Raw genomic sequence first — 14,536 nt, 5'->3', positions numbered from 1 at the left:
CCTTTTCCTAAAGTTACAATAAATCTCTAGGCAAAACTTCCTTTTTGCAAGATGGACAACATGCGTAGACGCCTTTATTTTCATCATACTCTACGTTCATCGGCTGCTTGCATGCTTTACATACAGCATGTACGTAGTTTAAATATTTTTCCACTAATAAACGTGTTGCCCCACTTGTTTTCCCGCAATAATAGCAAATAAACCTTACTTTTCCTTTTTTTGTTATCTCTACTTCTCGCATATGCTGACAAGATTCACAGCGATCCCAGCTGCGAAGGTAATTGCTCAAAGAATATTGTGGTTTATTTGTTTCTATATACATTTTCGTTTCTTGATTTCTTGTTTTATCTTCGGTAAAGTCAATTAACCGAATAAGCTGTTTAGCGCCTAGCTTTGATTCAATTCTAGCTGCCATAAATGCTTCATTCTTTCCGCCATAAGGCATATTAATCCATATAGTGGATTCATCGATGATAAGCAGTGACATCGGAACAGCAGATGAAATGACATGAGCACCGTCAATTCGAACTTCTGTTGGTTCACGAGTAAGAACGGTCACTTCACCTTTAAACGAATTTAACACATCCTGTATTTCTTGAGGAACAAGGGAAGCATAAGGAATACACAATAAAATCTGCTGACGAGCTTGATATAAGTCTTTTTTTAACTGGTTGCTGTTCGATGGATGGTACCAAATCAATTTAGGATGCTGAATGACTTCTTTTAAAAATTGCTGAGGCTGGTATACTTTTTGATTTTCGTTAAAGTGGTTGACCAACTTCCATAACGCTCGTTCCTTCGGTACACGCTGCTGGGCAAACGACTCGTCTGAAAGCATAATAAATTTTCCTTTTGAACGCGTCACCGCCACATTTACCAATCGATCGCTATTTTCATTTGTTAAAAGTAACCCTGGTTTTGACTGCGGCTTTGTATCGACCGTATCAAAAATCATGATATCTCGTTCCGCGCCTTGAAATTTGTGTACGGTTGCTGCAATTATATCGCTAGCTGGTTCAATATCTTGAAGAAATGCGTTGATCAATTTAGCTTGAGACTTATAAGGAGTTACATAGCCAAGAGTAGCCGAAGAAGCTTTGCGTGCCCGCAGCATCAAACTTACCGCCAAAACAGCCGTTGTCACATTGTAACGTGAGCCGGAAGCGACATCTCGCATAGCGGAAGAATGCAAATGACCAATGTTAAGCATAAACGCTGCTTCATGAGCAAACGGCCGGCTGCCTGCTACCACTTCTCGACTTGTTGTGACAGATGGATGATCTGCTACTCGATTGCTGTAAATATAGCGATTTGTAAAAGCTGAGATATCTTTATGCATTCTTCTTTGTTTCGTCAACATAAAAAGATGCGGGTGTATCTCACCGCTTTCTACTTGCTCTACAAGACCCGTCTGCTCAAATAAATCTCGCTGCAGCCACTTCTTCACTTCAGCATGAGAAGATTGAGATACCGGGGGAAGCTGTTTAAAATCGCCGCATACGACAATTCGTTTTCCTAACGTAGCTGCAAAAGCAATTTGCGGTGCATATGCCATGCTAATTTCATCTACCACAACCATATCAAATTCACTTTGATAAAGTAATCGGTCAATAGCCGCTTTTGATAAAGTAGTGCCTACAATATACGCTTGATCAAAAACATTTTTCTCCGCTTCAATCCACTTGTTACGAAGGGCGTTTAGCTTTTTGTTAACTTGCTGAAGCTGGTGAGCTCTATTGGGATACCTGCTTAAGTAAACTCGTTCTTCTTGTAAATCACGCATCTCCTGAGCTAAATCCGGATCATCTTCTCCAATGACTTCTTCTACTTTTATATTTTCTAAGCCGCTGCTTTTTGTTGCTCCGTATCGAATGAGTTTTCCTTTTTTCCAAGCTTCTTTCTTTTTTAACTGACGTGCAGTTTCTTGCAGCAAACCGTCCACCGCTGCATTACTGTGAGATAATAAAAGGATCCGCTTTGATTTCCGGTAATAGCTTGCCGCGATTTTGGACAGCGTATATGTTTTTCCTGTTCCAGGAGGCCCCCAAATATACGTAGTACGGTTATAACGCGCTCGCAGCAACACTTCATGAAGAGCGTTCTTAGACGTATACTCCTTATGACAAACAGGACTATCACCTCTCATAAGACGTTTGATTCTCACTATTTTTTGCTTGTAATCTTTTGCTTCCGTGAGTCTATCAATGAGAGCCTGCAATAATTCCCATGGTTCGTTATATATATCGAGTTCGTCTACTTCTTGTCCAATAAACGCATCTATTTTAAGGTACAAATCAAACCCTTCTGTTCCGATAACTTCTCCTTTACTTTCTTTATGCTGGTGGACAAGGCGTACCTGAGCTCCATCAAAAAGGTATAAATCGGCTGTGCGTTCAAACCGGTAAAGATACGCATCCTCCTGCTGCCCTAAGTACTCTCCTTTTCCTACCGTATACTTTTCTCCGCCGTGTTTCTTCATATAATTAATCTCAATTGAAAGTGCGCGCACCCATGCTTTTAAATATGAAGAGATAGAGCGTTTTTCCATAGATGTCTAACTCCCTTTTTATCCGTTCATTTCTAACTTGTCTATTCTATCATGTCATTTGAATATAGCATAGCTTCTTTCTTGTTCATTTTTATAAAAGCAGAACACATTTTTTACTATTCTATCTCTACAGACAAATTAAGACTTTTTTCATCATAATCGTAAAAAAACCGCGTTTTTTCTATAATTTTAGACGTATTGTTACAAACTTGTAATATAAAACCCACCATTTTGTCATGATTTTGTTACATATTGCTGATAGAATAAGAGACAACTATTGGAAATAAAGGAGAAATATTAGATGAAAAAACACATTTTTACATTAGGGGCTACAGCTTTAGTATCAATTGGAATTGCAGACGCAGCATCAGCTGACACAGACACGCATAAAGTAAAAGCTGGAGAAACGTTATTCAGCATCTCACAGCAGCATAATGTAACAGTTGAAGACTTAAAAAAGTGGAATGGTCTTTCTTCGACATTAATTTATGCAAACCAAACATTACAAATTGGATCTACATCTACTGACTCTTCATCTAGTTCAACTCCAACTACGACATCTTCAAATCATACATATACAGTAAAATCAGGTGACACGCTTTATCGTATCGCTAAAAATAACGGTACTTCCGTACAGCAGCTAAAAGAGTGGAATAACTTATCTAGTCATTTAATTTATGTGAATCAAGTATTAAAAATAAGCGGAACAGGAACTGTTTCATCATCACCTTCAGCACCTGTACAAGAAAAAACAAACGAAACGCAAGCATCCCCGGCTCCTAGAAACAGTAAAAGTTACAAAGTTCAGCCTGGAGATACAATGTGGAGCGTAGCACAGCGACACGGCATTTCAATTTCTCAATTAAAACAGTGGAATAACTTATCGTCTAATACGATTTACATTAATCAAGTGCTACAAGTAGGCGGACAAGCTGCAGCTCAGGCTAAACCATCATCATCAACACCATCACCTGCTGCTCCTTCAGCACCGTCGACTTCAACGCCGGCACCTGCTCCAGCGCAAGAAAGCAAGTCGGTTTCGAAAGAGATTACGGTTGAAGCAACAGCTTATACTGCTTACTGTGCAGGCTGCAGCGGAATCACTGCTACAGGCATCGACCTAAGGTCAAATCCTAATCGAAAAGTAATTGCAGTGGATCCTCGCGTGATTCCATTAGGTTCTCGCGTATACGTAGAAGGTTACGGAGAAGCAATTGCTGGAGATACTGGCGGTGCTATTAAAGGTACTCGCGTTGATTTATTTATGGCATCTCAAAGCTCAGCTTTAAATTGGGGACGCAAAACGGTAAAACTTCAAATTTTAGATTAATCACTAAAAGCAGAAGCGTGTTAGTCGCTTCTGCTTTTTAATTTTTTTTCAAACATAATCATATCGATAGCTTGCAAGCCATTCTCATAAATCGGTGGAACGTACTGCAAAAAGAAATTCTTTTTGACACCACTTTGATAAAAGCCTGCCTTTTTATAAAATGCTATGTTTTCAAGACTGGAGTCCGCAGTTCCTACAATCATTTTAGAATAATGGTTACACTCATACAACACTTCTAACTTTTTAATGACTTTGCTGCCGATTCCTTTTCCTCTGTATGCTTCTTTTAAACCGATATTTTTTACTTCTACTGCCGATTCCTCTTCATCGATGAGGCACTGCACAACTCCTATCTCCTTCTTTTCATACACAATGGTAAATAAGGAACCTTCATTTATATACGACTTCACCACTTTTTCGTCTTCATCCCCTATTAATAGCAGGTTCAAATAGCAAGCGCGCCTGTCTTTGTGGATTTCAATAAGGTCGATACTCATCTTTATCCTCCAAAAAATAAGTCAATAATATTACTGCCTCTTGAAGATGATTTATTATATAGCTCTGAATATCCGCAGTTCGTGCAATATACCACTGTAAAGTGATTGTGCTGGACATCTAAGTATCTAGACAGTCCCGTTCCCGTTGTAGCAATTTCTTTTGTTTGTGCTTCTGTATGTCCGCATTTTACACAACCGTTTTTCCCCATTGTCATACTCCTTTATAAATAAAATAATCTCTTATTTATATAAACGGATAGAAAAGGAAAAAGTTTCATTTAATTCACAAATAAAGGAACCAAGAAAAGAGGCTGGTACAAAAGTAGTTTAAATGAAAAAAATCCAAATTATTAATCGGAATTCTCGATTAATAATTTGGATTTTTACGTTGTCATGGTGAACGTAGGTTTTATGTAACTGCTTCTAGCTGTTGATTGGAGGACAAGGCGAAGACTCCCGCGGAAAGCGAAGCCTTGCACGGAAATCAACAGCAGTGTAACAAGCTACTAGCTCATGTATCCAATTTATTCGTCTTTAGATGGGATTGACTTAGTTATATCTCAATTTCTTCTTACTTTTAATATCAACGTTCTAACTGTACACTCGATTTCTATGACAGCATTTCTCTTTTCATAATTTCAACGTTTTTTTGATGACATTGTGCGGTGAAATCAGAGGAAAACGCCAGTTTATCATTTAACTTATCAAGCGCTTCTTTACTGTTTTCTTTCACTGCCGCTTGAAGTTCATCTAAATAAGAGCTGGCCATCTCCACTCGTCTTTGAATTTCAGCTCGGTGATGTGTCGTTTTCCCGTGTCCGGGAACTAGCGTTAGATTTTGGTTCTTAGCTAAAATGTGTCGCGCAGTAGCAAGCGTGTTGCGATAATCGTTTACACTTTCATATATGTACGGATATTCAAAATCCGATAAATAATCCCCTGCAATCCATATCGAATCATCGACAATCATAAATAGGCCATCATTTGTATGACCTTTTGCAAAATAACAGGTAATAGATGTTTCACCTAAAGTAATATGCTGTTCATTTTCGGTTACAACAATATCTAACTCTGGGAATATAATATCATGAGATCTTTTTATATAATAGTCATGATTAAACTGCTTAATCATTTGAACTTTTTCTTCTTTGTCCGGGTGATGTTCTAAAAATTTGCTGCCGATAAAGGTGGCATTTAATTCTAAGAAAGCCCCATACCCAATGACGTGATCAAAATCTCCGTGAGTAAAAAACACATACAGTTTGCGGTGGTTTAAGATCCCTTGAACATGCTGTTTAATTTCATTAATTTCGTGAGGAAGCCATGTTGGATCAACAACAATGACACAGTCTTTTGTTTCAATCACTGCAGATGTTGTTTGAAATAGCGCGCTTTCAAAAACCGTCATTTGCTCCGTTTTATATTGAATCATGAGAACAGCTCCTTATTTTTTCTACCATCTTTATTATAGTGGAAATAGAGAGATAAGGGCGCGTATGACGGTTTATAAAACGAAACTATGCAAGGTGTGATAAAATGCGGAACCAGCCAAACAATGAAATCCAAACAGGAATACTAAATAAGGTTCCCCAAAATAAACCCTTCAAAAAGTTCCCTTGATTCATTCTGATATTCCTCACCTTCATAGTATGTTGGTTCTTAGTCTAGCGCAACTTAATGAAACTTTAGTGAAAAATAAAAAAAGAAGCAGTTGCTTCTTTTTTTATTTATTATAAAATTGGTGATCGTACTTAATTTTCGGCAGCTCGCGTACTTCCTGCGACATTTCCGTTCCGCACATCGGACAGTTATAATCAACCGTAACAAAATCTTCTCTCATCCACCCATTACATGATTCAGATTGACACGCATATACAGTCGTATCCATCATTTGATCTACTTCTTCTTCTACGGCTTTTTTTGCAAAATACATGTGCACAGCTCCCTTTTTTTCTTAGTATATGTAAAATTCCCATTTTTTATTTACAGCTTGATTACTTTTTCATCCGGCGTTATTGGACACCACTATTTAATTGTGTATAATTAAATAAAAAACAATAGACTGGAGGCAACATGAATGGAACAACTTTATAAGCAGCTGCAGCTAGAAAATCAGCTTTGTTTCTCAATTTACGCCACGTCTCGAGAAATTACAAAGGTGTACAAGCCGCTGCTCGATAAATTAGGAGTAACCTATCCGCAGTATTTAGCCCTTCTTGTTTTATGGGAACATGAAACACTCAGCGTGAAAAAAATGGGCGAACTTCTGTATTTGGATTCAGGCACCCTTACTCCTATGCTAAAAAGAATGCAGGATCAAGAATTAGTGATTCGTCAGCGTTCTCATGAAGATGAACGCGTTGTTTTTATTAGTTTAACCGAAAAAGGAAAAAAATTACGTGATAAAGCTTGTCATATTCCAGAAGAAGTTTTTAGTATGACGAATAAGTCACAAGGAGAATTAGAAAAGCTGAAAGAAACGCTGCAGGAGTTATTGCAATCACTGCATACGTACAATCAAAAATAAACCATATAAAATTGCACATAAAAAAACGCCTGGATTTAAGAAAAATCCAGGCGTTTTTTTATTTACTCAGCCGTTGTATTTAACGTTACGTTAACATTTCCACGCGTTGCTTTAGAATACGGGCAGAATTGATGTGCATCTTCTACTAGCTTCTCAGCTACTTCTTGTGAAACGCCTTTAATATGAGCGTTTAACACCACTCCAATTTTAAAGCCATCATCAGTGTGGTCTTTTAGTAGACTTACCTCTGCAGTAATAGACGAATCAATGTCTTTTTTTTGTTTCTTAGCGATTAAATTTAAAGCACCGTCAAAACAAGCAGAATATCCTGCTGCAAACAGCTGCTCGGGATTTGTTCCTTCTTCTTTGTTATTTGGAGAAGGATTTACAAGGGTTAAATCAATAATACCATCATCTGATTTAACTCGACCATCTCGGCCTCCTACCGCTGTTGCTTTAGATGTAAATAGTACGTCTGACATAAGATCACCTCATAGATTATTTTATGTAATTTCATTGCAGACAATCAAAAAAGTCGCAATCAAATTCATTTTGTAATCACTTTGATTACCGTGATAGTAATGTACTTCCCCTTCTATAATGAGTGTAAACCTATTATTTTATACAAAAGAAGAGAGTTACCTCTCTTTTTTTCCTCTTTGTTTTTTTAAACCGCTTTGAATAATGTTATCTCCATATTTTTCACGCAAACTTTCGACCGCTTTGTATAAAGGCTCTTTTTTTGCTTGCTCTCCATATGTAAACAAATCTAACTGTTCTTCTTCCTGAAGATGATGGCTCACTTGAAGAGCAGCTACGCCTAATAAACGAATCGGTTCTCCGTTCCAATGCCTTTGAAATAATACCGCACTGTAATGAAAAAGATCGTTTGGCTCGCTAATTGCTTTTGAAATAGTTTGGCTTCGAGTAATGGTTTTAAAATCACTGTATCGTATCGTTAATTGAATCGTTTTGCTTACAACTTTTTTCGCTTTCATACGAGAGCTTACAGAATGCGATAGTTTATTTAAAATAGGGAGAACTTCATGTTCATCTACTGCATTTTGAGATAGCGTCGTAGAGTTTCCAATAGATTTAAACTGTGATTGGCGATCAGGGTTCACCTGTCGATCATCTTGGCCCCATGCTCGTTCTTTCATAACTTCTCCTTTTACTCCGAGAGTTTGTTTAAGAAGACCGGGAGCGGCTTTTGCTAGATCACCGATGGTCACAATCTTAATCGCATTTAGCTTCTCAGCTGTTTTTTTACCGATTCCGTGCATTTCCTCTACAGCTTTTGGCCAAAGAACCGTTTGGACATCTCTTTTTCGAAGGACGGTAATCCCTAAAGGTTTTTGCATATCACTTGCCGTTTTGGCTAAAAATTTATTCGGCGCGATTCCAATTGACACAGGAATTTGCAGCGTCTGTATTAAATGCTGCTGAATTGATTTTGCTATGTCAAGAGGAGAGCCTAATTCAGCACAGTTTGTAATATCCAAATAGCCTTCATCAATTGAAGCGGGCTCTAAAAGAGATGAAATGGTTACTAAATAATCAAACATGTTTTTGGACACTTGGCGATATAATGGAAAATTAGGTTTTATAACAACCAGCTCAGGGCATTTTCTTTTCGCTTCCCAAAGAGGCATTGGTGCATATACTCCGCGTTTACGAGCAATATAGTTACAGGTTACAACAATTCCTCTTCGTTCCTTTGGATTGCCAGCAATAGCAAGAGGCTTATCTTTGAGCGTATGATCATGTGCAGTTTCAACAGATGCATAAAAAGCATTGGCATCAATATGAAGAATAACTTTGCCGTTTTTAGGGTACATCATTTTCATACTATCACCTCTTTCTGTATAATTAATCCCCGAAAGAAGAACGTATATTCTTATTTATTATAACTCTTTTTTTCTAAGTTGTGCGTACCTATACTTTATTTTTATTTTGAGCGAACACTGTGTGTCACTCTCTCGTACTCTAATGAAGAAAGGAGGAAGAAAACGTGATTGATCAGCTTATCGAAGCCATTAACCAATTAGGCTACGGATATTTCTTTTTTATCATTTTAGTCGGAGCCAACCTTACTCCTATTCCTGACCCAGTATACATTATGCTTGCGGGCAGTCAGGCTACATCTCCATCCGTTCAGTATATTCCAGCTTTTATACTTACCTACAGCGGCATGATGATTAGCTTATACCTTAAGTTTTTGATAGCCAGTCTTTTTTCAACTCAGGCGCTTGCGCTATTAAAACGCCCGCGATGGGAAAAAAATGTGATGAAAGTCGAGCGAACGATTCAAGAATATGGATCTCATGCCATCATTGCAAGCTACTTTTTACCAGGCATGCGACATGTGATGCCTTTTTTTCTCGGAGCAAGCGGAATGAAGCATCGGCATTATATTAAAGTCTCATTTTCTTTCGGTTTTATTTGGACGCTCGCTTTATTTATTTTCGGTTCCTTTTTTAATACGACATCTTCTTATACTGATGTGATTGAGATCACCTTAGCTTTTTGTGCGATCAGTTTGATTATCTATGCCGTCCAGAGAAGAAAAATACGAAAAAAACAGCAGTAGTTTGTGTAAAAAGTTCTTTTTCACAAACTGCTGCTGTTTCATTTATTTATATTAAATGACTTCATTATATCCCTTTACAAAGTATTTGCGCGCGCGGTAAAGAGCTGATTTTAACGTAGTCATCTGCATATTTAATAACTCGGCAATTTCTTCATATTTAAATCCAAATCCATATTTTAATAGAAGCAAATTGCGATACTTAGGATTTAATTTATTTAAAATCGACTGACATTCAGCCGCTTCTTCATTTCTAAGCACCTGCTGAATAGGCGTATACATAACGGACTCTTCTATGTAAGAAGACGTATAGCGGTCTTTCACTATTTTACGCCTTCCTAAATCACACCGTTTATTTAATGCCACGCGAAACATCCAAGCTTTTATTTTTTCAGGATCGACCATTTCTTGTTTTTCTAAATATTTTAATGCTACTTCCTGCGTAATATCTTCGGCGTCTTGTCTATTCACGCCATTTTTCAATAAATAAGCCAGCACCTGATTTAAATAATCTTGCAATTCCTCGCCGCACATAATAAGTTCTCCCTTGTTATTTTAGTTTTTCTTTTAGTTCGTTTGGCAGCTCATTTTCATTCAACATGTAAACCTGAGGAGTATCCACTTGATCTTTGTAATAAAAAGCAACAAGATAATCTCCTGTGTCTCGTACATTAGCACGTTGAAGCAGTGTTTCTACCTGCTGATTGTTTTTTACTTTAATTGACTTCTCACCCTTCGTTAGAGATGTAAAATCTTCTTGAAGACGATAGTCGTTTTTAAGATGAGAAGAATTTTTAAAGACCTCGGTTTTTTCTACGTCCTTTGGCATAAGGCGAGCACGTTCATATAAATGCTCTTTCTTCAGCCATGCTTCTACTTCGCTATAAGACTTATCCCAAGATGCAGTTTGTACGTATTGTCCTTTTCCATCCATAAACTCAATTGATGCCCAGCTTTCTTTCGTGCTGTACATTTCATCAAATGTTTCGTTCATCATCGACTGTTTGACTACGTGTATAAGCTCTTGCACTTTTTCTGGATTTGTAATATTAATGGAATTTGACTTTCCTACAACAGAAAAACTTACGCTTTTAATTTTATCCGTGTTTTTTGTTCGTAAAAGCGGATGGAAATTTTCTTTGTATTCTTTCGTTTCCGCAATTTCTTTATAAAAAGCTTTATAGTCTGAAAATGGGATAGCATATTCTCGAACTATTTGCTTTCCATTTTTTAATTTATAAGCAAATACAGCGATTTTCCCATTTCTGTCCTCTATTTCACTTTGTTTATCAGGGTCCATCTTCTTATCTTTAGATGCTGTAATTTGTTTTTGCAGCTGACGAACGCTCTTAATCGTTTCTTTGCTTGTGTAGTAATATGGCGCTTCATAATAGCCATTCATACCATTTGCATAGTTTTCAGGTTTATCGGTCAATCGATATATATCTTCATCGAAATACACACTTTCAATCTCTGAAACTTCCGGAACTTTAGTAGAATAGCCGAATACATCTAAATGAATGATAAAGCCAACAATAGCCGCGGCTATTACAAAGCCTAGATAACCTTTCCATTTCGTAAAGATCCGCCACGTTTTATTTAAAATGATTTGAGCAACTATATAGCCTATTAATGAACCAATAATATAGCCCACGACTATCCATGAAAATTCACCTTTCATACTACCAAAGTAAAATCCGCCTAACATCAGTGAACAAGCCGTTACTCCGTATACAAATACCGGTTTTAACCAGCCAACTGAAATAGTTTGCGTAGCAGCTTCTACTCTCCTTTTTTGATAGGTGATTAAAGCAACGATGTAAAATAAGACAATGAGTCCAATATAAACAAATACACTAGTAGAAAGGCTTTTATGAGCTACCATTTGCGCTACGAGTGAAAACGGAACAAGGCTGTCAACATTTTTGTTCACGTAATAGTCATACGCATAGCCGTACCAGTAAAACTTTACATTGGATATAGCTAAATAAGAGATCCCGCCGGGGAGAAGAAATAGAACATATAAAAAGATTCCTTGCAGGACAGACATTCCGGTGAACATTCCGGCTAAAACAGTTCCAGTTAGCACGAATAAGTTAATCAGAATACTGTATCCGACCCAGCTCAGAACATCTCTTGTTGTATAAACATTCTCAACCGTTAAAACTCCTTTAACGGCAAAAGTAACGACTCCCGTAATTAAAATAGGAACAACTAAAACCAACGCGCCCAGAAGCATATTTTGATGAAACAGCGTAGAACGCTTGATTGGTAAACTATGAATATAGTCAGCCGCAATCTTCGTTTGTATATATCTAAATAGGAAAATACCGAGTAACACTGGTACAACAAACATAAACACAAATTCCAGCCCATCAAATACCTCAAATAATGTATCTGGTTTCTCTATATAAGGCTCTACCTTTCCTGTAAAAGTGAAAATCAGTTGTAAAGGTAAAGCGAAAAGCAGTACTAGCAAGTATACAAGCCCAATCCATCCCACGTTTCTCATGGATTGAATCCACATGCCGCGATTAAACGATGATGTTTTCGATTGCATAACCAACATCCCCCATTTCATAAATAAAGATTTCTTCCAGCGTAAGTGGCAAGATGTCAAAAATTAAAGGCTTATACGATCGAACTTTGTTTACTAAGTGATTTTCTTTTCCTCGAACAATACAAAGCAAGACGCTTCCTCGTTTTTCTTGATATAAAATGTCTAGCGTATCATAAAGCGCTAGCGGCACATCTCCTTCAAATGCGACTTGAATTTTGTGCACGTCTGATTTTAAATCATCCAGCTCTTTTTCAATTAATAATTGGCCATGATGCAAGATGCCTACATGATCACAAAGATCTTCCACTTCTCGCAAGTTATGTGACGAAATTAAAATCGTCATTTCCCGTTCTGCCACGTCTTGAACAAGAAGGTTTTTAATTTTTTGACGCATTACCGCATCTAAACCGTCGAGCGGCTCATCTAAGATAAGTACATCAGGCATAGCAGACAGCGCTAACCAAAAACCTACTTGACGCTGCATTCCCTTGGACATTCTATGTACTTTTTTATGTAATTGAATGGGAAAAGCTTCTTTTAATTTTTGAAACCGTTCTTCATTCCAAGTCGGATAGACGCTTCTATAAAAAGACGCCAATTGCTTAATCGTTGTTTGAGGGAAAAAATAAAGAGAATCTGGCATAAAAATAAGACGTTCTTTTAAACCAACGTTTTCAAAGACTTCCTCCCCGTCGATTACGATCTTCCCTTGATCTTGCTTGTAAATACCGGCAATGATTTTTAGTAGCGTTGTTTTCCCTGCCCCGTTGGAGCCAAGCAGTCCGTAAATAGATCCTTTTTTTATAGAAAGCGTGACGTCTCTTAGAGCTTCCATTTCTTCAAACTCTTTTTTTATCGCCTTCAGTTCAATCACTATCGCTTCCTCCTTTTACTGCTTTTTCAGCCTGCGAAATAAGTGATAGAATTTCATCTTTATCCATCCCTAAATACATAGCTTCTGCCAACAGCTTTACTAATTCTTCTTTCATCTTTTTCACCTTCTCGTTATTTAGTGTATCAACTTGAGGCGTTACAAAACTTCCTTTGCCTGGAACTGAATAAATATAATTCTGATGTTCTAGTTCACGATACGCTTTTTGAATTGTATTTGGATTAATTGTTAATTCTTTTGCCAGCAGCCGAACAGATGGAAGCTTTTGATCGGCCTTAAAGACTTCATGAATAATAAGTTCTTTCAATTTATCTACTAATTGCTCGTATATCGGCTTGCGACTACGAATATCTAAATCAAACATAGTCTGCCTCCCTTCATTCACCAAAAATCATGATGTGTGTACTAGGTGTATTAACTGTACTACTTATCGTATTACAGTTAATATTATAGTGTGTTTTTTGGAAAAAACAAGTAATTTTTTTACTTTTGTTACAAAAAGATGACAAAAAAGTGCTTAGTAGCTTTATAGAATAAATGTAAATAACTAGTTTGAATTCCAAAAATAGCGTGTACTGCTTTCGTTATAAACCTCTAAGTCGGCACCTTATTTTACTTTTTTAACCAAGTGCCTCTAGTTATTACAATAGTAATGTTTTATAATGTTTATAATTAATTTTTTTAATATAAAAGGAGCCATACTCTATGTACTATGATGCGTTAAAGACGTTTGTTTCTGTTGTAGAAGAGCAAAGCTTTACAAAAGCTGCGGAAAAGTTAATGATTTCACAGCCAAGCGTAAGCGTACACATCAAAAATCTTGAAAAAGAATTTCAAACTTCCCTGTTCCTGCGTTCACCTAAAATGTTAAAAATCACACCCAGCGGCGAAATTTTATACGATCGTGCTAAACAAATGATCCAGATATATGAGCATACGAAACGAGATATTTATGAACATCATCACCGTGTCAAAGGAATGCTAACGATTGGCGCCAGTTTCACGATTGGCGAATATATTCTCCCTTCATTTTTAGCAAAGCTTCGTGAACAATATCCTGATATTGATGTAGAAGTGACTATCGGTAATACAAAGGAAATCGCTCAGCTTGTTCGTCATTTCAAAGTAGACGTAGGGCTTATTGAAGGTCACACGGAAGAATCCGACTTACATATTCAGTCCTTTATGGACGATGAGCTTGCCATCGTTGCGTCAGTGGATCACCCTTTAGCTCAGCTTAAAAAAGTAAAAATTGATGATTTACAAAATCAGCGGTGGGTAGCACGTGAAAAAGGCTCTGGAACAAGAGAATATTTAGATCACGTTCTAATGTCCAACGGTTTAAAAATGAAAAGCATGCTAACGATCAGCAGCAATCAAGGAATTAAAGAAGCCATCGTTCACGATTTAGGAATGTCTGTGCTGTCGCTTTGCGCTATTAAAGAAGATGTAGAACAAAAGCACCTATCGATTCTGAACGTTAACACCGCTCCTTTTAAGCGCCGTTTCTCTTATATCTATCCTGCTAACAGCGCTCATAAAAAAGTAGCCGAGCTTTTTATTCAGCTTTTAAACTAAAAAAAGACTTTCCACGC

General features: G+C 37.2%; 15 protein-coding genes. 4 read left to right on the top strand and 11 right to left on the bottom strand.

Going from position 1 to position 14,536, the window contains the following annotated elements:
- Positions 1-13: 13 nt before the first annotated feature.
- Positions 14-2,548 (bottom strand): AAA domain-containing protein, encoded by a 2,535-nt coding sequence (locus ACN6NE_RS22800; protein ID WP_129709079.1) that lies wholly within the window; start codon positions 2,546-2,548, stop codon positions 14-16.
- Between the two features lie 301 nt (positions 2,549-2,849).
- Here ACN6NE_RS22800 and ACN6NE_RS22795 point away from each other — a divergent pair, with 301 nt between their 5' ends.
- Positions 2,850-3,878, top strand: a complete 1,029-nt coding sequence (locus tag ACN6NE_RS22795; RefSeq protein ID WP_474327399.1) for a 3D domain-containing protein — start codon at positions 2,850-2,852, stop codon at positions 3,876-3,878.
- Between the two features lie 20 nt (positions 3,879-3,898).
- Here the strand turns inward: ACN6NE_RS22795 and ACN6NE_RS22790 are convergent, their stop codons facing one another.
- From ACN6NE_RS22790 to ACN6NE_RS22775, 4 genes are all read right to left on the bottom strand, one after another.
- Entirely contained in the window at positions 3,899-4,375 is a 477-nt protein-coding gene (locus ACN6NE_RS22790; protein WP_129709073.1) for a GNAT family N-acetyltransferase, read from the bottom strand.
- Between the two features lie 2 nt (positions 4,376-4,377).
- The gene (locus ACN6NE_RS22785) at positions 4,378-4,584 is read right to left on the bottom strand and encodes a zinc ribbon domain-containing protein (protein ID WP_013056980.1); all 207 of its coding nucleotides are present in this window, start codon (positions 4,582-4,584) and stop codon (positions 4,378-4,380) included.
- 401 nt (positions 4,585-4,985) lie between these two features.
- On the bottom strand, positions 4,986-5,807 hold the full coding sequence (locus ACN6NE_RS22780) for an MBL fold metallo-hydrolase (protein WP_474327397.1): 822 nt from the start codon (positions 5,805-5,807) through the stop codon (positions 4,986-4,988).
- A gap of 291 nt (positions 5,808-6,098) precedes the next feature.
- Entirely contained in the window at positions 6,099-6,308 is a 210-nt protein-coding gene (locus ACN6NE_RS22775; protein WP_013056977.1) for a cold-shock protein, read from the bottom strand.
- A 144-nt stretch (positions 6,309-6,452) separates the two neighbouring features.
- On the opposite strand from ACN6NE_RS22775, the gene ACN6NE_RS22770 reads away from it, so the two are divergent.
- Entirely contained in the window at positions 6,453-6,902 is a 450-nt protein-coding gene (locus ACN6NE_RS22770) for a MarR family winged helix-turn-helix transcriptional regulator (RefSeq protein WP_013083086.1), read from the top strand.
- A 62-nt stretch (positions 6,903-6,964) separates the two neighbouring features.
- Here ACN6NE_RS22770 and ACN6NE_RS22765 read toward each other — a convergent pair whose 3' ends face one another.
- Together ACN6NE_RS22765 and ACN6NE_RS22760 are read right to left on the bottom strand one after the other, a co-directional pair.
- Positions 6,965-7,384, bottom strand: coding sequence for an organic hydroperoxide resistance protein (locus ACN6NE_RS22765; protein ID WP_013056975.1), 420 nt, complete (start codon positions 7,382-7,384; stop codon positions 6,965-6,967).
- A 156-nt stretch (positions 7,385-7,540) separates the two neighbouring features.
- Positions 7,541-8,749: a DNA polymerase IV gene (locus ACN6NE_RS22760; RefSeq protein WP_129709064.1), complete on the bottom strand. Its 1,209-nt coding sequence runs from the start codon at positions 8,747-8,749 to the stop codon at positions 7,541-7,543.
- 164 nt (positions 8,750-8,913) lie between these two features.
- Here ACN6NE_RS22760 and ACN6NE_RS22755 point away from each other — a divergent pair, with 164 nt between their 5' ends.
- A complete protein-coding gene (locus tag ACN6NE_RS22755) occupies positions 8,914-9,492 on the top strand; it encodes a DedA family protein (protein ID WP_474327394.1) in 579 nt (192 codons plus the stop codon).
- A 51-nt stretch (positions 9,493-9,543) separates the two neighbouring features.
- Here the strand turns inward: ACN6NE_RS22755 and ACN6NE_RS22750 are convergent, their stop codons facing one another.
- From ACN6NE_RS22750 to ACN6NE_RS22735, 4 genes are read right to left on the bottom strand one after another with little or no spacing between them, the layout of a single operon-like run.
- Positions 9,544-10,023: an RNA polymerase sigma factor gene (locus ACN6NE_RS22750; RefSeq protein ID WP_474327392.1), complete on the bottom strand. Its 480-nt coding sequence runs from the start codon at positions 10,021-10,023 to the stop codon at positions 9,544-9,546.
- 16 nt (positions 10,024-10,039) lie between these two features.
- Positions 10,040-12,049, bottom strand: coding sequence for a DUF6449 domain-containing protein (locus tag ACN6NE_RS22745; protein ID WP_474327390.1), 2,010 nt, complete (start codon positions 12,047-12,049; stop codon positions 10,040-10,042).
- Positions 12,024-12,923 carry an ABC transporter ATP-binding protein gene (locus ACN6NE_RS22740; RefSeq protein WP_129709051.1) on the bottom strand — a complete coding sequence of 300 codons (900 nt, stop codon included), beginning with the start codon at positions 12,921-12,923 and terminating at the stop codon, positions 12,024-12,026. The genes ACN6NE_RS22745 and ACN6NE_RS22740 overlap by 26 nt, the downstream gene beginning before the upstream one ends.
- Entirely contained in the window at positions 12,916-13,305 is a 390-nt protein-coding gene (locus tag ACN6NE_RS22735; RefSeq protein WP_013083081.1) for a GntR family transcriptional regulator, read from the bottom strand. The genes ACN6NE_RS22740 and ACN6NE_RS22735 overlap by 8 nt, the downstream gene beginning before the upstream one ends.
- A gap of 341 nt (positions 13,306-13,646) precedes the next feature.
- Here ACN6NE_RS22735 and ACN6NE_RS22730 point away from each other — a divergent pair, with 341 nt between their 5' ends.
- Positions 13,647-14,519 (top strand): selenium metabolism-associated LysR family transcriptional regulator, encoded by an 873-nt coding sequence (locus ACN6NE_RS22730; protein ID WP_129709048.1) that lies wholly within the window; start codon positions 13,647-13,649, stop codon positions 14,517-14,519.
- Positions 14,520-14,536 lie beyond the last annotated feature (17 nt).

The organism is Priestia sp. 53B2, from assembly GCF_056099005.1.
This window is presented reverse-complemented; position numbering and strand designations above follow the sequence as displayed.